Annotated in this window: 15 protein-coding genes, 3 tRNA genes and 1 riboswitch; of the genes, 10 read left to right on the forward strand and 8 right to left on the reverse strand. The window is 60.9% G+C overall.

The window, feature by feature from the left end; genetic code table 11:
* The first annotated feature begins 149 nt into the window (after positions 1-149).
* Complete coding sequence (locus J5286_RS07810) at positions 150-953, forward strand: SDR family NAD(P)-dependent oxidoreductase (protein WP_209189850.1); 804 nt, start codon at positions 150-152, stop codon at positions 951-953.
* On the opposite strand, the gene J5286_RS07815 is transcribed toward J5286_RS07810, so the two are convergent.
* On the reverse strand, positions 950-2,317 hold the full coding sequence (locus J5286_RS07815) for a sigma-54-dependent transcriptional regulator (RefSeq protein WP_209189851.1): 1,368 nt from the start codon (positions 2,315-2,317) through the stop codon (positions 950-952). The two genes, J5286_RS07810 and J5286_RS07815, sit on opposite strands and share 4 nt — an antisense overlap.
* A complete protein-coding gene (locus J5286_RS07820) occupies positions 2,314-4,176 on the reverse strand; it encodes a sensor histidine kinase (protein ID WP_209189963.1) in 1,863 nt (620 codons plus the stop codon). Before J5286_RS07820 ends, J5286_RS07815 begins: the two co-directional genes overlap by 4 nt.
* A gap of 237 nt (positions 4,177-4,413) precedes the next feature.
* Between J5286_RS07820 and J5286_RS07825 the strand changes: the two genes are divergently transcribed.
* Complete coding sequence (locus J5286_RS07825) at positions 4,414-5,748, forward strand: dicarboxylate/amino acid:cation symporter (protein WP_280638450.1); 1,335 nt, start codon at positions 4,414-4,416, stop codon at positions 5,746-5,748.
* A gap of 105 nt (positions 5,749-5,853) precedes the next feature.
* Here J5286_RS07825 and J5286_RS07830 read toward each other — a convergent pair whose 3' ends face one another.
* Both J5286_RS07830 and J5286_RS07835 read right to left on the reverse strand, forming a co-directional pair.
* Complete coding sequence (locus J5286_RS07830; protein ID WP_209189852.1) at positions 5,854-7,107, reverse strand: cytochrome P450; 1,254 nt, start codon at positions 7,105-7,107, stop codon at positions 5,854-5,856.
* A gap of 52 nt (positions 7,108-7,159) precedes the next feature.
* Positions 7,160-8,413, reverse strand: a complete 1,254-nt coding sequence (locus J5286_RS07835) for a GGDEF domain-containing protein (RefSeq protein ID WP_209189853.1) — start codon at positions 8,411-8,413, stop codon at positions 7,160-7,162.
* A gap of 385 nt (positions 8,414-8,798) precedes the next feature.
* Here J5286_RS07835 and clpP point away from each other — a divergent pair, with 385 nt between their 5' ends.
* From clpP to J5286_RS07865, 6 genes are all read left to right on the forward strand, one after another.
* On the forward strand, positions 8,799-9,437 hold the full coding sequence (gene clpP / locus J5286_RS07840; protein WP_026283311.1) for an ATP-dependent Clp endopeptidase proteolytic subunit ClpP: 639 nt from the start codon (positions 8,799-8,801) through the stop codon (positions 9,435-9,437).
* Positions 9,438-9,719: 282 nt separating this feature from the next.
* Complete coding sequence (clpX, locus tag J5286_RS07845) at positions 9,720-10,997, forward strand: ATP-dependent Clp protease ATP-binding subunit ClpX (protein ID WP_018900222.1); 1,278 nt, start codon at positions 9,720-9,722, stop codon at positions 10,995-10,997.
* A gap of 415 nt (positions 10,998-11,412) precedes the next feature.
* Positions 11,413-13,827: an endopeptidase La gene (gene lon / locus J5286_RS07850; RefSeq protein WP_209189854.1), complete on the forward strand. Its 2,415-nt coding sequence runs from the start codon at positions 11,413-11,415 to the stop codon at positions 13,825-13,827.
* A 205-nt stretch (positions 13,828-14,032) separates the two neighbouring features.
* Positions 14,033-14,308, forward strand: a complete 276-nt coding sequence (gene hupB, locus J5286_RS07855; RefSeq protein WP_018900220.1) for a DNA-binding protein HupB — start codon at positions 14,033-14,035, stop codon at positions 14,306-14,308.
* Positions 14,309-14,430: 122 nt separating this feature from the next.
* Positions 14,431-14,580, forward strand: a riboswitch (FMN riboswitch).
* Between the two features lie 88 nt (positions 14,581-14,668).
* Positions 14,669-15,571 carry a DMT family transporter gene (locus tag J5286_RS07860; protein WP_209189855.1) on the forward strand — a complete coding sequence of 301 codons (903 nt, stop codon included), beginning with the start codon at positions 14,669-14,671 and terminating at the stop codon, positions 15,569-15,571.
* 129 nt (positions 15,572-15,700) lie between these two features.
* On the forward strand, positions 15,701-16,303 hold the full coding sequence (locus J5286_RS07865; RefSeq protein ID WP_209189856.1) for an inorganic diphosphatase: 603 nt from the start codon (positions 15,701-15,703) through the stop codon (positions 16,301-16,303).
* 75 nt (positions 16,304-16,378) lie between these two features.
* On the opposite strand, the gene J5286_RS07870 is transcribed toward J5286_RS07865, so the two are convergent.
* The 4 genes from J5286_RS07870 to J5286_RS07885 all read right to left on the reverse strand — a co-directional run bounded on the left by J5286_RS07870 (position 16,379) and on the right by J5286_RS07885 (position 18,877).
* The gene (locus J5286_RS07870; RefSeq protein ID WP_209189857.1) at positions 16,379-17,365 is read right to left on the reverse strand and encodes an aldo/keto reductase; all 987 of its coding nucleotides are present in this window, start codon (positions 17,363-17,365) and stop codon (positions 16,379-16,381) included.
* Between the two features lie 100 nt (positions 17,366-17,465).
* Positions 17,466-17,975 (reverse strand): DUF3833 family protein, encoded by a 510-nt coding sequence (locus J5286_RS07875; protein ID WP_209189858.1) that lies wholly within the window; start codon positions 17,973-17,975, stop codon positions 17,466-17,468.
* A 90-nt stretch (positions 17,976-18,065) separates the two neighbouring features.
* Entirely contained in the window at positions 18,066-18,671 is a 606-nt protein-coding gene (locus J5286_RS07880) for a class I SAM-dependent methyltransferase (protein ID WP_209189859.1), read from the reverse strand.
* A gap of 130 nt (positions 18,672-18,801) precedes the next feature.
* A tRNA-Val gene (locus J5286_RS07885) sits at positions 18,802-18,877 on the reverse strand.
* Between the two features lie 415 nt (positions 18,878-19,292).
* Between J5286_RS07885 and J5286_RS07890 the strand changes: the two genes are divergently transcribed.
* Positions 19,293-19,369 (forward strand) — tRNA-Asp (locus J5286_RS07890).
* A 52-nt stretch (positions 19,370-19,421) separates the two neighbouring features.
* A tRNA-Asp gene (locus tag J5286_RS07895) sits at positions 19,422-19,498 on the forward strand.
* Positions 19,499-20,456: the final 958 nt, after the last annotated feature.

Raw genomic sequence — 20,456 nt, forward strand, 5'->3', positions numbered from 1 at the left:
TGGCGATCCGTCAACCGCTAAACGACACATCTTTTGCAGCACCTCTTGCGCACGCCTATCCGTTGCCCAAATATAGTGGTATATACCAGTAAATTTCAACGCGCCCCCAAATCCGTCAGGGCGAGTTCAAACAAGGAAGGAATGCCGCAATGTCCACCGCTGCTCTCGGAACCGCACTCGTCACCGGCGCCTCGTCCGGCATCGGTGCCACCTATGCCGATCGTCTCGCCAAGCGCGGCTACGATCTCGTTCTCGTTGCCCGCGATGCCGCGCGCCTGCAGGCGCTGGCCGACCGGTTGATTGGTGAGGCCGGTGTGAAGGTGAGCGTCCTGCCGGCCGACCTCACCGATCGCGCCGACGTCAGGATTGTCGAGAAGCGCTTGCGCGAAGACGCGGACATCAGCCTGCTGGTCAACAATGCCGGCATCGGCCCCAAGGGCACGCTCGTGGAGGATGACATCGATTATCTTGAGACGATGATCGAGTTGAACGTCGTTGCCGCCAACCGGCTGGCTGTTGCCGCCGCGCAGGCCTTTGCGGCGCGGGGTAGGGGCGCGATTATCAACATCGCATCGGTGGTCGCCTATATTCCGGAGCGTTTCAACGGCACCTACAGCGCCACCAAGGCTTTCGTCCTCAACCTCACCCAGGCCATCCATTCGGAAGTCGCGGAAAAGGGCGTCAAGGTTCAGGCGGTCATGCCCGGCCTGACCCGCACGGAAATCTTCGAGCGCGTCGGCCGCTCGGTCGATCATATCCCGGCATCGATGGTCATGGACGTGACCGACATGGTCGACGCAGCGCTTGCGGGTTTCGATCAGGGCGAGCTGGTCACCATCCCGTCCTTGCCCGATAGCGGCGATCTCGATGCCGCAACGGCGGCGCGCCTGGCGCTTGGGCCCAACCTCTCGCACAGCAAGCCGGCAGCGCGCTACGGTGTGACTGCGGGTTAGTTTCGCTCGTCGCTCGGCGCGAAGTCGGCACGCACGATGCCGTGGCGCTGAAGCTTGTCGTAGAAGGTCTTTCGCGGGATGCCGAGTTCCGCGATCGTCCTGCGCACATCGCCGTCATTGGCGTCGAGCACGTCGCGGATGATGCTTGCCTCGTAGCGATCCAGCCGATCGGGCAGGGGCAGACCCTCGCCGAGGTCGCTGGGCTTCGGCTCTGACGCGCTGCCGGAGAACTGCTGCACGCCAAGCACGAAGCGTTCGGCGAAATGCGAGAGCTCGCGGACGTTGCCGGGCCAGTCGTGATCCTGCAGATGCCGGTGCACGGCGGATGACGCGACCGGCATGTCGCGCTTGAAGCGCTTCGCCGCCCGCTCGGCGAAATAGCCGAAGAGCAGCGGAATGTCGTCGCGCCGTTCCCTGAGCGGCGGGATCGAGATCGTCACCACATTCAGCCGGTAATAGAGGTCCTCGCGGAACTCGCCGCGCTGCCTGGGATCGCCGAGATCGACCTTGGCGGCGGCGACCACGCGCAGATCGACCGGCCGCACCTCGTTGGTCCCAAGCGGCGTCACCTCTCGCATTTCAAGCACGCGCAGCATCTGCACCTGCGTTGACGGCGCCATGCTCTCGATCTCGTCGAGAAACAGCGTGCCGCCGCTGGCGTGCTCGATACGCCCGACACGCTTCTTCTGCGCGCCGGTAAAGGCGCCGGGCTCGTGGCCGAACAGCTCGCTCTCGATCACCGTCTCCGGCAGCGCGCCGCAATTGAGCGCCACGAAATTCCCGGCCTTGCGCCGCCCCCACTGATGCAGCAGGCTTGCGACAACTTCCTTGCCGCTGCCGGTTTCCCCGGTCACAAGCACGTCGACATCGGTATCGGCGATCTGCCGCAGTGTATGCCGCAGCCGCTCCATCGCCGGCGTCTGGCCGATCAGCGGCAGGTCGTCGCGAACTTGTTCGCTTGCCTTGCGCAGTGCTCGGTTTTCCAGCACCAGACGCCGCTTCTCCACCGCCCGGCGCACGCTCTGCACCAGCCGGTCGGCGGGGAAGGGCTTGCTGATAAAGTCATACACACCCTGCTGGATCGCCTTCACCGCCATCGGAATATCGCCGTGGCCGGTGACCAGGATGACGGGAAGATCCTGGTCCTGTCGCTGCACACGGTCGAACAGCTGCAGCCCGTCCATCTGCGGCATACGGATATCGGAGACGATGATCCCTGGGAAATCCGGCGTCAGCGCCGCAAGCGCATCGACCGCCGAGGAGAAGGCGGAAACGGAGAAGCCCGCCAGTTCCAGCGTCTGCTTGGTGGCGCGCAGAAGGTCCTTGTCGTCATCGACGAGGAAGATGGATGCGGCGTCTGTCATGGCTTTGCTCTCACGAGATGCACGATGAAGCTGGTTCCCCGGTCGCTGCTGGAGACCTCGATGCGCCCGCCGTAGTCGGCGACGATGTCCTTCGAGATCACCAGACCAAGGCCGAGGCCCTTCTCCTTGGAAGTGTTGAAGGGCGTAAACAGCGAGGCGAGGATGGCGGCGGGTATCCCCGGGCCGTTATCGGCGACGATGACCTCGACGTCCTCATCCGTTGCGACCGCCGAGATCTCCACCCGCGCATCGCTGCGGCCCTCAAGAGCTTCCAGCGCGTTCTGAAACAGGTTGATCAGGATCTGCTCGAGCCGAACCCGATTGCCGAGAACCTGCAATCCTGCTGGCGGCAGCTTGATGCTGAGCGCCTGCAACTGTCCGGCAAAGCGGCTCTTGAGCAGTACCACGGCGCCCTCGATCACATCACGCAACTCCACCGGCTCCGGTGCCGTCCGCCCCTTGCGCGCAAAGGCCTTCAGCTCCTCGGTGATCGAACCGATCCGCTCGGTCAGCGCAGCGATGGCGCCGAGGTTCTCCTTCACCGGCTCGGCCTGTTCGCGGTCGAGGAAGACGCGCGCATTATCAGCATAGGCGCGGATGGTCGCGACCGGCTGGTTGATCTCATGCGCGACACCGGCCGCGACCTGCCCGAGAATGGCAAGCCGGTTCGCCTGGACAAGCTCCTGCTGCACGACCTGCAGCCTGGATTCGGTGTTCCGGTGGTCGGCGATCTCTTCTTGCAGACGGTCGCGCGCGCGGCTCAGATCCTCGGTGCGGGCGACGACCCGCCGCTCGAGCTCCTCTCGCATCGACAATTCGATCGCGATGCGCATGGCGGCACTTTGCCGGCGCCTGAGCAGGAACGCCGCGACCGCGAGGATGGGCACCAGCACGGCGAGCGAGAGCAAGCGCATCTCCCGCACGGAAGAGGCAACGGCTGCCTCTGTCGGCACCAGATATTCCAGCCGCCAAGGCGTCGTCGGTACAGCGGCATAGAGGCGCAGATATTCCGCCGCACTGCTGCCGGGAAGGATCGCTGAAACCAGCGATGTCTTGGGGTCGATGATATTGGGCCTGACGACCGGCAGCGGCGTCAGCGGCGCGTCGCCGAATTGCAGGCTCTCGCGGATGGCGGCGAGCTCCTGCTGCGGAACCGGCATCGCCGTCATGAAGCGCCATGAGGGGATGCTGGTGATCAGCACGACGCCGTGCTCGTCGGTCACGTAGACCGGCCGGCGCGTGTCGCGCCAGTCGGTCTCAAGCTGGTCGAATTCGAGCTTCACCACCACGACCCCGAGCGGCGCGTCGGCGCTGCCGACCCGGCGCGAGATGTAGAGCCCCGGACGCTTGCTGACGCTGCCGAGCGCGAAATGCTCCGCCGTTCCCTGCTGCATCGCCCGCTTGAAATAGTCGCGGAACGTATAGTCGTTGCCGACGAAGCTGATCGGCTCGCGCCAGTTGCTGGACGCTATGGCGAGACCATCGGTGCCGATGACATAGAGCACGGCGGCCTGCGTGCCCGTCACCAGCCGCTCGAGCTTGCGGTTCAATATGTCGATATCGGTGACACTGGTGGATGACAGCGCATTCAGAACCTGCTGGTCCTCGGCGAGCAGCAATGGCAGCGCGCGCGGGCGCTCAAGCACGGCCGTCAGCAGCGCCACCTTCAGGCTGGCATCGGTCTGGCTCTGGGCCGCGAGCGCGTTGATCGACGAACTGCGCCCGTAGAGTGCCGCACCGATCAGGGCTGCGACAAGCAAGGCGGCTGAGAGCGTAACGAAGAGGATCCAGCCGCGTCGCGTCCTGCGATCGACGTCGTCGATGGTCTCAAACCCCGGAATGCTCGGCGTATTTGGCATGGTATTCAATGTGCGGATTTTCGCACATTCGTCAAATGAAATTGTGCGATAATTCGCGCAATCAAGCTCCGGCGACGTTTCAGTTGAAAAGAAAACTGTTTTGAATCATGGCGATATTGCGGCGCGCGGAAACTGGCACGGTCATTGCAATGTAGCTGCGAATAGCCGGAAGGCTGTTGATTGAAACGCAGTTGCCCCGGGAGGCCGGTCAGGTTTGGGGGCTTTATGGAGGACACTATGGGTGTTGCAATTCCAGCCGCCGAGCCGCGGATCAAGATGCCGTTCTACCGACATCTCTATTTCCAGGTCGTCGTCGCCATCATCGCCGGCATGCTGATCGGCCATTTCTGGCCTGATTTCGGCGCTAGCCTGAAGCCGCTCGGCGATGCCTTTATCCGCCTCGTCAAGATGATCATCGCACCGGTCATCTTCCTCACGGTCGCAACCGGCATTGCCGGCATGTCGGACCTGAAGAAGGTCGGCCGCGTCGCCGGCAAGGCGATGCTCTATTTCATCGTCTTCTCGACGCTCGCGCTCATCGTCGGCCTCATCGTCGGCAACCTGCTGCATCCGGGCTCCGGCATGAACATCGATCCGGCCACGCTCGACGGCAAGGCAGTCTCGACCTACGCCACCAAGGCGCATGAAACGACGATCACCGGCTTCCTGATGAACATCATCCCGGAAACCATCGTCGGCGCATTCGCCCAGGGCGACATCCTGCAGGTTCTGTTCTTCTCGGTCCTGTTCGGCATCGCGCTCGGCATGGTCGGCGAGAAGGGCAAGCCGGTCACGGATTTCCTGACCGCGCTCACTGCTCCAGTCTTCCGCCTCGTCGCCATCCTGATGAAGGCTGCCCCGATCGGTGCGTTCGGCGCAATGGCGTTCACCATCGGTAAGTACGGTATCGGCTCGGTCGCCAATCTCGCCTATCTCATCCTCACCTTCTACATCACCGCGCTTCTCTTCGTGCTGGTCGTGCTGGGTGCGGTTGCGAAGTATAACGGCTTCTCGATCCTGTCGTTGATCCGCTACATCAAGGAAGAGCTGCTGCTCGTCCTCGGCACGTCCTCGTCGGAAGCGGCGCTGCCGGGTCTGATGCAGAAGATGGAACGCGCCGGCTGCAAGCGCTCGGTCGTCGGCCTGGTCATCCCGACCGGCTATTCGTTCAATCTCGACGGCACCAACATCTACATGACGCTGGCGGCACTCTTCATCGCCCAGGCAACCGGCATCGATCTGTCGCTAGGCGACCAGATTCTGCTGCTTCTTGTTGCGATGCTGTCGTCCAAGGGTGCTGCAGGCATCACCGGCGCCGGCTTCATCACGCTGGCCGCGACCCTGTCGGTCGTGCCTTCGGTGCCGGTCGCCGGCATGGCGCTGATCCTCGGTATCGACCGCTTCATGTCGGAATGCCGCGCACTGACCAACCTAGTCGGCAACGCTGTCGCCACCGTCGTGGTGGCCCGCTGGGAAAATGAACTCGACCAGGAAAAGTTCGCCGCCGCCATGGCCGGCCAACTGCCGGAAGAGCTCGATCAGCCGGTTCCGACGCTGCAGGCCGCCGAGTAAGGCAAACAAACCAAAGAACAGCCTGCCGTTAACAGGCAGCTGTGCCTCCCAAGGCGGATGGCCGCGCTCCCGAAAGGGAGCGCGGTCGTTTTATTTGGTCGCTTGTCACCGAGAGGGCCAGCTGAGATCGAGCCGGTCGAGACCATGGAAATGGTAGACGTCCTTGACCTCGGGCGTCTTGGCCAATTTCAGGCCGGGCAGGCGCTCGAACAGGATTGGCAGCACCACGTTGAGCTCCAGCCGCGCCAGCGGCGCGCCGATGCAGAAGTGAATGCCGGCGCCGAAGGAGAGGTTTGCCGCCTCGCGGCGATCCGGCTTGAAGGTCAGCGGATCGGTGAACTTCAGCGGGTCGAGATTGGCCGCGGCCAGGATCAGGCTCACCTTGTCGCCGCGCTTGAACGATATGCCGTCGATTTCGGCCGGCTCCAGCGCCCAGCGCTGGAAGATGTGAACCGGTGCGCAGATACGCAGCGATTCCTCTACGGTTCGCTCCGTCGTTTCCTCGTCTTTGAACAGTTCTGAAGGCGAAAAGCCGCTGTCGAGGATCATCCGCACCGAATTGCCGATCTGATGCACCGTCGCCTCATGCCCGGCATTCAAAAGCACAATCGTCGTCGAGACGAGCTCGTCCTCGGTCAGATACTGGCCCTTGTGTTCCGTGTGGATCATGTGCGTCAAAAGATCGTCGCGCGGGTTGGCTCGGCGCTCTGCGATCACGGTCTTCACATAGTCGGCGAATTCCTTCGCGGCCTTTTCAGCGCCATCCTCGTCGGCGCGGGTGCGGCCGAAGAGGTACATGCGGATATAGGCATGCGACCACTTGAGGAGCTGCGGCCCCATCTCCTCGGGGATGCCGATCATCCGCGCGATCATCGTGACCGGGATGATGTCGGCGAAGGCCGAGAGCAGCTCGACCTCGCCCTTGTGCTCGAACTGGTCGATCAGCCGGTTGGCGAGTTCCTCGAGCTCTGGCTTCATCTTCTCGACGTGGCGCGAAACGAAGGCGCGGTTGACAAGCGTGCGCAGTCGCGTGTGTTCTGGCGGCTCGAGCTCAAGCAGGGAATAGCGTTCGGCAAGGTCGAAATTGACGACGTGCTGGTCGGGCTCGGGAAGCCCCAGTTCCTCGCGGCTGGCGATATGCAGGATCTGCCGGCCGAAGCGACGGTCGCGCAACAGCGCGTTCACATGGTCATATGAGGTGAAGAACCACTGCTTCTGCTCTTCCCAGTAAAATGTGGGACAGTGGGTATGCAATGCCGCGTATGCGGCATTGGGATTGCTGTAGAACAAGGGGCTGCGCGCATCGATAGAGACGCGGCGCGCAGCAGGGTCAATGGACATGTAAGGCAATGTGATCATGCCCGAGGCTTAGCGGATTTGCCCAACCTCGGGAAGAGAGCACAACCTATTGTCAGCGTCCAAGTGATCCCACACGACGCAGCGCATGGATCTGGTCGTCGAGCGTCGGCACGAGCTCGCCCGTCGTGTGATCCGGCTTTTCTTCCGGCGGTGGCGGCGCTGCCGCCTCGGCCTCGCCGAAGGTGACGGTGCAGTTGCGACCCGCGGCCTTGGCGGCGTAGAGCGCGCGGTCGGCTGCCGATACCAGCTTGTCCATGTTGGCCTCGATGGGCGAGGCAAGGGCGACGCCGATGCTGACCGTGGCCGGAATGATGGCGTCGCCGGTGCTGACGGGAACGCGGCAGAACTCGGTGCGGATCGTCTCGGCCAGCGCCTCGGCCTCGGTCTGGTCGGCGACGCTTGCGAACGCGCCGAATTCCTCGCCACCCATGCGGCCGAACACGCCTGCAGGCGTAAACTGCTGCGCCATGCGGGCAAAGACCGTCAGTACGGCATCGCCGCCCTGGTGGCCGAAGCGATCGTTGATGCGCTTGAAATTGTCGAGATCGAACAGAAGAACGGCGACCTGGCGGTTCTCGTCGAACGCCTTCGTCTGGATGCGCGTGAACTGTGCAAACAGGCCGCGGCGATTGAGAACACCTGTCAGCGTGTCGGTGAGGCTGAGAATACGCAATTTCTGCTCCGAGCGCTCCATGATGAGACGAACCGTCAGCGCGCAGGCGAGCGTCAGCATCAGCGCCGTGCCCATGGCCGCGAGCCCCGCGATATTGGCTGCTTCCATATCACCCGGCGATAGCACGGCGATCGCGCCGGCGGCGATAAAACAGACGCAGGCCTGCAGAATAGACATGACCGCGAGCTTGGCGCGCGCCGATTCTCGGTTGAGCCCAGGCGAGCTGACCGCCATGGTCAGCGCCGTCGCGCCCGTTGCCGAAGCGAGATTGTAGAGGGCGACCCGGTTCGGGTAGTCGTCGTGCACCCAGGGCAGGAACACGCCGGCCAGCCAGACGACCGGCGGTAAAAGCACCCACCATTCGATCTTGCGCCGGTCAAGCGCCAGATATCCCGCCACCCAGGCGCTCTGGCCAACAAGCGCGATGGTATTGCCCACCTCGATCGACAGGTAGCTCGGGACGTGGCCGCGCAACGCGACCAATGCAAATCCGATGCCGCTGAGTGCAAAACCCCAGCCCCAATAAAAATAAGTCTTGTCTCGGACATTGTGGCGCCAGGCAATGAACGCGACCAGCGCGAGCGTCATAGCCTCGGAGCACCAAATGGCCAGTCCTGTCGTAACATTGAACACGGCAATACCCCTTGTATGGCCGCATCCTCGCTAAATAAGCTGGCGACTTTGTTAATCGCGGAGCGGCAGCCCACGGGCCTCGTCGGTTATCTGGCGATAGGCTTTCCACGAGGTAAATGACAGGCGTCCCATACTGGACGAATTCAGCATTTCTTCATCTTGCTGAAGAGAAAAGCTGTGAGCCGGGAGTATGGCCCTCCGCCGTTAATGACGGTTTTGAAGAATCTCCCTACAGAGGGCCCATGAAAACAGGCATGGTTTCCCACCGTCTTAACGTTATCCCAAGGCGCGTCTTGAAGAGAAGGGTAGGGAAGTTCTATGTAGGGATAAGGCATTTTCTTTGATTCCCGGCGTCGGGCCGGAAAGACGTTGACAAAGGACGCACATGAGAAACCCAGTCGATACCGCTATGGCCCTCGTGCCGATGGTTGTGGAACAGACCAATCGCGGTGAACGCTCCTACGACATTTATTCGCGCCTGCTCAAGGAACGCATCATTTTCCTGACGGGTCCGGTCGAGGATCACATGGCGACGCTCGTCTGCGCCCAGCTGCTTTTCCTCGAAGCCGAGAACCCCAAGAAGGAAATCGCGCTCTACATCAATTCGCCGGGTGGCGTCGTCACCGCCGGCATGGCGATCTACGACACGATGCAGTTCATCAAGCCTGCCGTGTCGACGCTGTGCATCGGCCAGGCCGCATCCATGGGCTCGCTGCTCCTCGCGGCCGGCGACAAGGACATGCGCTTCGCCACGCCGAACTCGCGTATCATGGTTCACCAGCCGTCGGGCGGCTTCTCGGGCCAGGCTTCGGACATCGAACGTCACGCACGCGACATCCTCAAGATGAAGCGCCGCCTGAACGAAGTGTACGTCAAGCACACGGGCCGGACCTACGAGGAAGTTGAAAAGACGCTAGACCGTGACCATTTCATGGATGCGGCGGAAGCCAAGGACTGGGGCGTGATCGACAAGGTCCTGACGTCTCGTGTTGAGATCGAAGGCGCTGCGCCTAGTCAGAACTAGGGATGGTGTTTTCCCCGCCACAGTTCTATCTCATTTGTGATCGAACTAGGGAATAAACCGAGTGGCGGGTGAACCATTCTCAAGTATTAATGCTATGTTGAATTTTTATGACATAGCATTTGGCTTCGAAGGGGAGTTCGTTGCCGCCGGGGCCAAGACGGCCTAGTCTGGACCCGGTTCGTACCCCTTGACGGCCTTGGCCGGCTGTAGCTCCAAGTGGGGCAGGCCAATGAGTTGACCGCACTTTCACCTTGAAATGCGGCGTGCTGGAAGGAAAGTGATATGAGCAAAGTCAGCGGCAGCAACGGCGGCGACTCTAAGAACACCCTGTACTGCTCCTTCTGCGGAAAGAGCCAGCACGAAGTCCGCAAGTTGATTGCCGGACCGACAGTTTTCATCTGCGATGAATGCGTCGAATTGTGCATGGACATCATCCGCGAGGAAAACAAGTCCTCGATGGTCAAGTCCCGTGATGGCGTTCCCACGCCCCAGGACATCATCAAGGTCCTCGACGAATACGTCATCGGCCAGCGTCAGGCGAAGAAGATCCTGTCCGTTGCCGTTCACAACCATTACAAGCGTCTCGCGCACGCCACCAAGAACGGCGAAATCGAGCTTGCGAAGTCGAACATCATGCTGGTCGGCCCGACCGGTTGCGGCAAGACCTATCTTGCCCAGACGCTCGCCCGCATCATCGACGTTCCCTTCACGATGGCCGATGCCACGACGCTGACCGAAGCCGGCTATGTCGGTGAAGACGTCGAAAACATCATCCTAAAGCTTCTGCAGGCTGCCGACTACAACGTCGAGCGCGCACAGCGCGGCATCGTCTACATCGACGAAGTCGACAAGATCTCGCGCAAGTCCGACAACCCGTCGATCACCCGCGACGTTTCGGGCGAGGGCGTGCAGCAGGCGCTTCTGAAGATCATGGAAGGCACGGTCGCTTCCGTACCGCCGCAGGGTGGCCGCAAGCATCCGCAGCAGGAATTCCTGCAGGTCGACACCACGAACATCCTGTTCATCTGCGGTGGCGCCTTTGCCGGTCTCGACAAGATCATCTCGGCCCGTGGCGAAAAGACCTCGATCGGCTTCGGCGCAAGCGTTGCCGCTCCGGATGACCGTCGCGTCGGCGAAGTGCTGCGCGAACTGGAGCCGGAAGATCTCGTCAAGTTCGGCCTGATCCCCGAGTTCATCGGTCGTCTGCCGGTTCTGGCGACGCTCGAGGACCTCGATGAGGACGCACTGATCCAGATCCTGTCGGAGCCGAAGAACGCGCTTGTCAAGCAGTACCAGCGCCTGTTCGAGATGGAAGACGTCGAGCTGACCTTCCACGAGGACGCCCTTCGCGAAATCGCCCGCAAGGCGATCACCCGCAAGACCGGTGCCCGCGGCCTCCGTTCGATCATGGAAAAGATCCTGCTCGACACGATGTTCGAACTGCCGACGCTCGAAGGCGTGCGCGAAGTCGTCATTTCCGACGAAGTCGTCCGCGGCTCCTCGCGTCCGCTCTACATCTACGCGGATCGCCAGGAAGAAAAGGCCAACGCCTCGGCCTAAGTATCAGCGCGATACGAACCGTGAATTTAAGGGGCTTGCCGTTGGCAGGCCCCTTTCTATTTGAAAAACCGTTCGCGGCACCTCCAAATGCCGATAAAACTTGCTGATGACGCCTGAAACCACGTTCGTTGCCGTTGCGAATTCATCCGCCCTTGGCAATTATGCAATGATTCCGTTGGTGTGTTTCGGCGTTGTATTTTAGCCGGTTCGGAAATGGTCAGCGCCGGTCCAGCTAGGCGCGACATAGTGAGGTGTTCCGTTGTAGCATAGCTGTCATGTCCAAGCGGACACGGGCCATGTGGCAGCTTGAAAAGCATAGTCAGAACCTCCACTTGTTAATCCAAGTGAGAGTGCGGCCGGTCCCAAACGGTCGCGCCAGAAGAGCCCGGCAACGGGACGATGGAAAGGAAATAAAATGACGAAGAAAACGTCAGTTGCGAGCACCGCTTATCCAGTATTGCCCCTGCGCGACATCGTGGTCTTTCCGCACATGATCGTACCTCTCTTCGTAGGCCGCGAGAAGTCGATCCGCGCGCTCGAAGAAGTCATGGGCTCGGACAAACAGATCATGCTCGTCACGCAGATCAATGCCAGCGACGATGATCCCGAGCCGTCCGCCATCCACAATGTCGGCACCGTCGCCAATGTTCTGCAGCTGCTGAAGCTTCCAGACGGAACCGTCAAGGTTCTCGTCGAAGGCCGCGCGCGCGCTGAAATCGACGCCTACACCGACCGCGAGGATTTCTATGAAGCGCTCGGTCATGTGCTCGACGAGCCGCACGACGATCCGGTCGAACTGGAAGCGCTGAGCCGCTCGGTCGTGTCCGAATTCGAGAGCTACGTGAAGCTCAACAAGAAGATCTCGCCCGAGGTCGTTGGCGCCGCCAGTCAGATCGATGATTACTCGAAGCTGGCCGATACGGTTGCCTCGCACCTGTCGATCAAGATCACCGAGAAGCAGGAGATGCTGGAAACCACCAGCGTCAAGGCACGCCTCGAAAAGGCGCTCGGCTTCATGGAAGGTGAGATCTCGGTCCTTCAGGTCGAGAAGCGCATCCGCTCGCGCGTCAAGCGCCAGATGGAGAAGACCCAGCGCGAATACTACCTGAATGAGCAGATGAAGGCGATCCAGAAGGAGCTCGGCGACGGCGAGGAAGGCCGCGACGAGATGGCCGAACTGGAAGAGCGCATCTCCAAGACCAAGCTCTCCAAGGAAGGTCGCGAGAAGGCCGATGCCGAGCTGAAGAAGCTGCGTCAGATGAGCCCGATGTCGGCGGAAGCCACCGTCGTGCGCAACTATCTCGATTGGCTGCTCGGTATTCCGTGGTCGAAGAAGTCGAAGATCAAGACGGATCTCAACAACGCCGAAAAGATCCTCGAAGCCGATCACTTCGGTCTCGACAAGGTCAAGGAGCGCATCGTCGAGTATCTGGCTGTCCAGGCTCGCGCGACCAAGATCAAGGGTCCGATCCTGTGCCTCGTCGGCCCTCCGGGTGTCGGCAAGACCTCGCTCGCCCAGTCGATCGCCAAGGCGACCGGCCGTGAGTATGTCCGCATGGCGCTCGGTGGCGTTCGTGACGAAGCTGAAATCCGCGGTCACCGCCGCACCTACATCGGCTCGATGCCCGGCAAGGTTATCCAGTCGATGAAGAAGGCAAAGAAGTCCAACCCGCTCTTCCTGCTCGATGAAATCGACAAGATGGGCCAGGATTTCCGTGGCGATCCGTCGTCGGCTCTGCTCGAAGTGCTGGATCCGGCACAGAACTCGACCTTCATGGACCACTACCTTGAGGTCGAATACGATCTGTCGGACGTGATGTTCATCACGACGGCGAACACGCTGAATATTCCGGCACCCTTGATGGATCGCATGGAAGTCATCCGTATCGCCGGCTACACCGAGGACGAAAAGCGCGAGATCGCCAAGCGGCACCTGCTGCCCAAGGCCATCAAGGAGCACGCTCTGCAGCCGAACGAATTCTCGGTTTCGGACGATGCCCTGATGGCGATCAGCCAGCAGTACACACGCGAAGCCGGTGTCCGTTCGTTCGAGCGCGAACTGATGAAGCTCGCCCGCAAGGCGGTCACCGAGATCATCAAGGGTAAGACGAAATCGGTCGCGGTTACCGCCGAGAACATTTCGGACTATCTGGGTGTTCCGCGCTTCCGTCACGGCGAAGCCGAGGGCGAGGATCAGGTCGGTGTCGTCACCGGTCTGGCCTGGACCGAAGTTGGTGGTGAACTGCTGACGATCGAAGGCGTCATGATGCCGGGCAAGGGTCGCATGACCGTGACCGGCAACCTGAAGGACGTGATGAAGGAATCGATTTCTGCGGCGGCGTCCTACGTCCGCTCGCGTGCTGTCGATTTCGGCATCGAGCCGCCGCGCTTCGACAAGTCGGACATTCACGTCCACGTGCCGGAAGGCGCCACCCCGAAGGACGGCCCATCGGCCGGCGTCGGCATGGCAACCGCGATCGTCTCGATCATGACCGGTATCCCTGTTCGCAAGGACGTGGCGATGACGGGCGAAATCACGCTTCGTGGTCGCGTCCTGCCGATCGGCGGATTGAAGGAAAAGCTGCTCGCCGCACTGCGCGGCGGCATCAAGACTGTTCTGATCCCGGAGGAAAACGCCAAGGACTTGGCGGAGATCCCGGATAACGTGAAGAACAACATGGAGATCATCCCTGTGTCCCGTATGGGCGAGGTGATCAAGCATGCTCTGGTCCGCAGACCGGAGGCGATCGAGTGGGATGGCACGGTGGAAACGCCTGTTATCGCAACGGTCGAAGGGCACGACGAAAGCGGCACTTCCATCGCTCATTGAGCCTTGTTTGCCACATTCGTGCCCTATTGCTTAAAAACCCTGAAAAGGCTGGCATTTTTGCCAGCCTTTTTTTGTGAAAACCGTACGGAGACGCTTGCTTTTCCTTTATTTGCAGGCTCTTTGGGGTGCGGCGGGCCTGATGCACCATATTCCGTGCCCGGCTATAGATTTGAGTCGTTTCGAACCATTTGAAAGGGGTGGAAACATGAACAAGAATGAACTCGTGTCCGCAGTTGCCGAAAAGGCAGGACTCTCGAAGACCGATGCCGCTTCGGCCGTCGACGCTGTTTTCGAAGTTGTCCAGGCTGAACTCAAGGGCAAGGGCGACGTTCGCCTCGCTGGTTTCGGTAGCTTCACCGTTTCCCATCGCGCTGCCACCAAGGGCCGCAATCCGTCGACCGGCGCTGAAGTCGACATTCCGGCACGCAACGTGCCGAAGTTCACGCCCGGCAAGGGCCTGAAGGAAGCCGTCAACGGCTGATTGGATTTGCTTGGCATCCGGGCAACGAGACCGGCAGCACAAGTATTCGAAGGGTTCGGCGAAAGCCGGACCCTTTTCGCATTTGCGAGACTTGCCGCGGTCGCGGCTTTCAACTACGCATGGATCATTCTCAGGGCGGGGTGCAATTCCCCACCGGCGGTAAGAGCGCAAGCTTGAGCCCGCGAGCGCCTTTTTACCTCAGGTGAGAAGGGTCAGCAGATCCGGTTGAATTCCGGAGCCGACGGTCATAGTCCGGATGAAAGAGAATGAGCAGGGTACGCGGGGCGGCATCGTCCGCCGCGTCGGCACCCGTGTTCATGCGTCCTGATTTGTGTTGGTCCTTTTGTTCGGATGAATGACATGAATCAGACTACCCCGATTTCCATATCCGCATCGCGTGCACTTGCCGGCGCAAGCTGGATGGTGCTTGCCGGCATCGCCTTCGCTATTTTGAACGTCGTCACCCAGTGGCTGACGATGACCCTGGCCTTCCCATCCGCCTCGGTCGCCTTCTGGCAATACGCCTTCGCGCTCGTCTTCTCGCTGCCCTTCCTGTGGAAGACCGGCTTGGCTGCGATGCGCACCCAATATCCCTGGCGCCACATTGTTCGTGTCGTGCTGGCAGCCCTGGGCGTCCAGACCTGGGTCGCGGGGCTTGCAAGCGTGCCGATCTGGCAGGCAATCGCGCTTGTCATGACCTCGCCCTTCTTCATCATTCTCGGCGCCCGCCTGTTTTTGGACGAGCAGGTCGGCGCGGCCCGTTGGGGCGCCACGGCCTGCGGCTTCGCCGGCGCGATGATCATCCTGCAGCCCTGGTCGGACAGTTTCAGCTGGGCGGCACTGTTGCCGATCCTGTCGGCACTGCTCTGGGGCGCCTCGTCGCTGATCACCAAGAGCCTGACGGGGATCGAGAAGCCCGAGACGATCACGGTCTGGTTGCTCGTGCTCCTCACGCCCGTCAACGGCGGTCTCGCCTTTGCGGCCGGATTCGCGATGCCGACAGGCACGGTGCTGATGCTGCTCGTCGCGGCCGGCCTGTTGACGGCGATCGCCCAGTACCTTCTGACGCTCGCCTACAGCGCCGCCGATGCCGCCTATGTCCAGCCCTTCGACGATCTGAAGCTGCCGCTCAACGTTCTCGCCGGCTGGCTGGTCTTCGGTTACGCGCCGGCGGGCTATTTGTGGCTCGGCGCCGCCCTGATTCTCTGCGCCTCGCTATTCCTCATGCGCCACGAGATGAAGCGCGAGCGCGGAGCCGAATAAGCGCTGTTCCGGGCGCTCACGCGATTGTCATGTGGATGATCCCGAGCGCCCGGCACATGTCACATCGCTGTAATGCAAACCCCATAGGCGGAGGGCGTTTCTTCGCAATGCCAATTGGGGGTATCTCTTATGAAGACCATTATTTCTGCGGCCGCTGCCGTTCTTCTCACGGCCGGCGTTGCCGCCGCTTCCGACTATGTTTCCTATCTCGACTATCCGCAGCCGAAGGACGACAGCAAGGAGTTCTTCACGGCGATCGAAATTCCGCAGGGAAGCTTCACCAAGTACGAAATCGACGCCAAGACCGGCCACATCGTCGTGGACCGCTTCCAGTCGATGCCGGTCATCTATCCTGCCAACTACGGCTCCATCACCAGCTCGCTCGGCGGTGACGGCGATCCGCTGGACGCGCTCGTCTACACCCGCGAGCCGGTCGTTCCGGGCGCCATCATCAAGGTTCGTGCCATCGGCCTCCTGAAGATGATCGACGGCGGTGAGCAGGACGACAAGGTCGTTGCCGTTCCAGCCAGCGACATCGATCCGAGCTACGACAAGATCAAGGAAATCTCTGATCTTCCGGAGATCGAGCAGGAGCGCCTGCAGGCCTTCTTCCGCGTCTACAAGCAGCTGCCGGCCAAGCGCAAGGTTGTCGAGCTGAACGGCTTCGAAAACGCCGAGAAGGCACAGGCCGAAGTCGCCGCCGCCATCAAGGCTTACGCTGAAAAGAAGTAATCCGGGCAAAGCCCAGATAAGGAAATGGCCGGGTCGATGCCCGGCCATTTCTGTTTTGCGAGTGGGATACAGCTTTTACCAGCGCTGATGCACATGCGGCGCGATCAGCCGGTCGTAGATTTCGTGGCTCGCAGCCATCACCTCATGCGTCAGCGGCGCCAGGCTGGCGGCCGCCGCATTGGCCTTCGCCTGCTCGGCGTTGCGGGCGCCGGGAATGACCACCGTGACGGCATCGCTCATCAGGATCCAGCGCAGCGCAAACGTTGCCATTGTGGCGCCCTCGGGAACCAGCTTGCGAACCTCTTCGACCGCCTGCAGGCCGACCTCGAACGGAACGCCCGCGAAGGTCTCACCGACATCGAACGCTTCGCCATGGCGGTTGAAGTTGCGGTGATCGTCGCTCGCAAACGTCGTCGCGCTGCTGATCTTGCCGGAGAGCAGGCCGCTTGCCAGCGGCACGCGGGCGATAATGGCGATGTTTTTCTCCCGCGCCTCGCGGAAAAACAGATGGCTCGGGCGCTGGCGGAAGAGATTGTAGATGATCTGGATGCTGACCACGCCGGGGAATTCGATCGCCTTCAGCGCTTCCTCGACCTTCTCGACGCTGACGCCATAGCCGCGAATCTTGCCGGCCTTCTGCAGCTCGTTCAGCCCCTCGAACACCTCAGGGCGATAAAGAACCTCCGTCGGCGGGCAGTGCAGCTGCACGAGGTCGAGGCTGTCGACCTTGAGGTTCTTCAGGCTGCGGTCGATAAAGCTTTCGAGATTGGCCTTGGTGTAACCATCCGCCACATGCGGATTCAACCGCCGCCCGGCCTTGGTGGCGACCATCGGGCGCTCGCCGCCACGGCTCTCGAGCACATCGGCGATGATCTTTTCCGAACGGCCGTCGCCATAGACGTCGGCGGTGTCGATGAAGGTGATACCGGCGTCGAGCGCCGCATTGAGCGCGTCACGTCCATCAGCTTCGCTGACGTCACCCCAGGCGCCGCCGATCTGCCATGCGCCAAAGCCGATATTGCTCACCGTATGGGGCAGGTGGCCGAAAGAATGCTGCTTCATGAAAAATCCTCCTCGTGATTGCCGCCCACGGCACTAGCAGGGGACAAAAGCGGCGACAAGCGCCCAGAGGAACAGATAGGGCGGCGTGCGGCGCCTGTCGCTACCGCTGCCGGGTAAAGTCGACCCGCACCTTGGCGACCGGAAATCCGAACTTGCTCACCCACGCCGTGTTGAGCAATGTCCCGTCCGGCATCAGCCGCAAAGTGTCGTGGAACCTCACGATATTCTCTTTGGCGCTTGGATCGGTATCGACCAGATAGCTGTAACGCGCCACATTGCCATCGATCTTGACCATCGCTTCTCCAACGACGTCCTCCCGGGTTCCCGTATAGGCGCCCGGCGCGGTCTTGGTGAAGCGCCAGGTCTTCCGATCGCGCTCACCATCGGCATAGGCGAAATCCTCCCTAAGGGTCAGGATTTTGCCGTTCCAGCGACCGGTCAGCCTGACCTTGAAGCTGCGATCGACACCGTTGATCGCCTGGAAGCGGCCAACGGCAATGCTCTTGCCGGCAAAGAAGTCCTCCAGTCGAAAGTCGCGGGCCGCGGCGGCGCCGGTTGCGGGCAGGCTCGCCAAAGTGAGGAGGGCGGCAAGAAGAGGGGCGTTGCGCATGATCGATCCCTTCGGTGGCCGCAAATCGGCCTGTCAGCGCTTACGCCGGCGCGAGGGGAACGGATCAATTGCGGCAACGCGCCGGGCGACTCAGAGCCGCTTCAGGCAGAAGGAGAAGTGCGCGTGCGATTCGACGGTCAGGAATTCGAACTGCCAGCCATAATCCTTGCAGAACTTGGTGACGGCCTCGACGACGCCGTAGACGATCGGCTTCACCGTATTGCCAGTGCAGAAGTCGTGACCGGCGATGCGGCCGGTCCGCTTGACCTTGCGGTCGCAGAGCAGAAGCTCCTGCCACGTCAGTTCAAAGGAATGATCTGTGTCGATATAGGCCCAATCGAGAAAATCGTCCTCGAACTCGGCGAGCTTCTCCAGCGAGGTGCCCTGCATCAGGTGCAGCTGCCCGCTTTCGATTTCTCTGCCGAACTGCGTATGGATCTGGTCGAGGCCCGAGCTGTAGCGGTCCATGCTCCAGGGATCGATGAGATAAAGCTGAGCCGGGCGATTCTTTTCGAGAATCTTCGCCGTGTATTCCCCAAACGCCGCGCCGATCTCGACGCCGACGCCGCCATTCGGAATACGATAGAGCAATTCGCCACGATCCGGCAGCAGGCGCGCGTTTTCCATGTGGTGGGCGCTGAGCTGTGTCCGCGGCATGGCTGCCCGCTGTGCCTGGCGATCTTCGCGTGTTTTCATGATTCTATCTCCGCCTGAAGCACATGAGGTGCCGTTCGATTTGGCCGGAACCTAATCGCCGGAAACGGGATTAGCAACCGCAGCAAAATCAAAGCTGCGAGCTGATCAATCACATAAAGGGGAGAGAAAATGGTGGGCGATGAGAGACTCGAACTCCCGACATCCTCGGTGTAAACGAGGCGCTCTACCAACTGAGCTAATCGCCCTCCGCGGTGCGGATCATGTCCGCCGCGTCGATGGCCGTGATCTATGCGGATCGCGGACAAACCGCAAGAGCGTTTGTGAAGATTTTTTGATTTTTTTCGATCGGCCGCCGCCAATGCCCCGGTTTCCCGGTAATTCCGTCTGTGGAAAAGAAAAATCGACAAGGGGAGGGCCAAGGGGAGCGCAATGATAGGATCGTCCGCTGGCGGATATCTGGAGCGGCAGCGCCGGAAAGGGTCCTTATATGTGGGCGATTTTCGATCTGATTTCATTCACCCACAAACAAATCGCAGGCTGTCATCGTTTTGTCTCCAAACCTGCTTGACACTCAAATGCGAACCCCGTAGTTAGCCGCTCATCGAAGCGGCAAGCTGCTTTGACACGGACGCGAAAGCATCCGGACTGCTTGAAATGAATGCGGGTGTAGCTCAGTCGGTTAGAGTGCCGGCCTGTCACGCCGGAGGTCGCGGGTTCGAGCCCCGTCACTCGCGCCATTTCATGTAAGTGCTGAAAAGCATGGTCCGGAACGACGCAGTCTGAAAATGCGCGGGTGTAGCTCAGTCGGTTAGAGTGCCGGCCTGTCACGCCGGAGGTCGCGGGTTCGAGCCCCGTCACTCGCGCCATTCTCTTCCAGAATGTCTCGATAATATACATCGCCTACAAGGTGCGCTTGCGCCTTTCTGTCCTTGAGGTGCGTTTCATGCGCATCGCTGTTTTAGTACCGCGCGTTTCGCTATGCCTTCCGCATGGGCCGTCGTCGCCAAGAGGGCAGGCGGCGGCGCGTGGCCTGCCAGGAGCCGCGACAGTCGCGCTCAGACGCCTCTTCGGTGCCTCTCGATACTCAATCGCCTGCCGCGTCCTCGGTTGCCGATAAAGCCACCTGTCGCTGCAGTGCTTGAGCTGCTTTGTTCTTATAATGAAGTGTCGGAATGGGCCTCTCCAGCGAGGTTATTTCGCGCAACTTATGGATTTAAGTAGCGTTCGCGCATGTCCGGAATCGCGGGTCTTGAGAGTGCGTCTGATGAGGCCGCCGCGCACCCGCCCGATCACCCCGCGCCGCCCATTCCCGGACTTGGGCGCGCGCAATATCCACTGGCCGAAATGCCCTTTATTTAGCCGTCTGGCCTGCGACATAGCGACCCGATTGGCGCAGTTTTTCAGTCGAATCGGAGCGGATACTCCGCATTGCCGACAATTCACCGACATTAGATGAGGAAACGCGCACTTGGCCGCCGCAAAATCACCGATTTTGCCCGTCCGCTACATGCTGCGGCCCGGTGCGTCGCACGCGTTGTCCGACCGTTGCTCGAAAATGAGTATTGTATATCAAATACATAGACATGAGCCGGTCCGAGCTTGTCTGCGCGTGCGAATGTGGCGCGCACAGCGGATATGCCTACTTCTCAAGCGCTTCGGCAGCCCCGGTTCGCGGCTTGGTCCTGCCAAATCCTGCGCTTTCCACTCATGAAAGCCTCTCAGTCATGCAATAAATGCTGGGCTGGCATGCAAGATCGCGGGCTGTGCGTTGATTTGTCGCAAAAACAATGTGCGTGGCTAATAATGTCGCACGCGTGCAATTGG

The organism is Rhizobium sp. 16-488-2b (assembly GCF_017741815.1).
Taxonomy (GTDB): domain Bacteria; phylum Pseudomonadota; class Alphaproteobacteria; order Rhizobiales; family Rhizobiaceae; genus Rhizobium.

Bases quoted from the DNA above. Each gene is read 5' to 3' on its own strand.
- J5286_RS07810 (WP_209189850.1), top strand. From the start codon at position 150: ATGTCCACCGCTGCTCTCGGAACCGCACTCGTCACCGGCGCCTCGTCC.
- J5286_RS07860 (WP_209189855.1), top strand. From the start codon at position 14,669: ATGAATCAGACTACCCCGATTTCCATATCCGCATCGCGTGCACTTGCC.
- J5286_RS07815 (WP_209189851.1), bottom strand. From the start codon at position 2,317: ATGACAGACGCCGCATCCATCTTCCTCGTCGATGACGACAAGGACCTT.
- J5286_RS07880 (WP_209189859.1), bottom strand. From the start codon at position 18,671: ATGAAAACACGCGAAGATCGCCAGGCACAGCGGGCAGCCATGCCGCGG.
- J5286_RS07870 (WP_209189857.1), bottom strand. From the start codon at position 17,365: ATGAAGCAGCATTCTTTCGGCCACCTGCCCCATACGGTGAGCAATATC.
- J5286_RS07865 (WP_209189856.1), top strand. From the start codon at position 15,701: ATGAAGACCATTATTTCTGCGGCCGCTGCCGTTCTTCTCACGGCCGGC.
- J5286_RS07825 (WP_280638450.1), top strand. From the start codon at position 4,414: ATGGGTGTTGCAATTCCAGCCGCCGAGCCGCGGATCAAGATGCCGTTC.
- J5286_RS07830 (WP_209189852.1), bottom strand. From the start codon at position 7,107: ATGATCACATTGCCTTACATGTCCATTGACCCTGCTGCGCGCCGCGTC.
- lon (WP_209189854.1), top strand. From the start codon at position 11,413: ATGACGAAGAAAACGTCAGTTGCGAGCACCGCTTATCCAGTATTGCCC.
- J5286_RS07875 (WP_209189858.1), bottom strand. From the start codon at position 17,975: ATGCGCAACGCCCCTCTTCTTGCCGCCCTCCTCACTTTGGCGAGCCTG.
- clpX (WP_018900222.1), top strand. From the start codon at position 9,720: ATGAGCAAAGTCAGCGGCAGCAACGGCGGCGACTCTAAGAACACCCTG.
- J5286_RS07820 (WP_209189963.1), bottom strand. From the start codon at position 4,176: ATGCCAAATACGCCGAGCATTCCGGGGTTTGAGACCATCGACGACGTC.
- clpP (WP_026283311.1), top strand. From the start codon at position 8,799: ATGAGAAACCCAGTCGATACCGCTATGGCCCTCGTGCCGATGGTTGTG.
- hupB (WP_018900220.1), top strand. From the start codon at position 14,033: ATGAACAAGAATGAACTCGTGTCCGCAGTTGCCGAAAAGGCAGGACTC.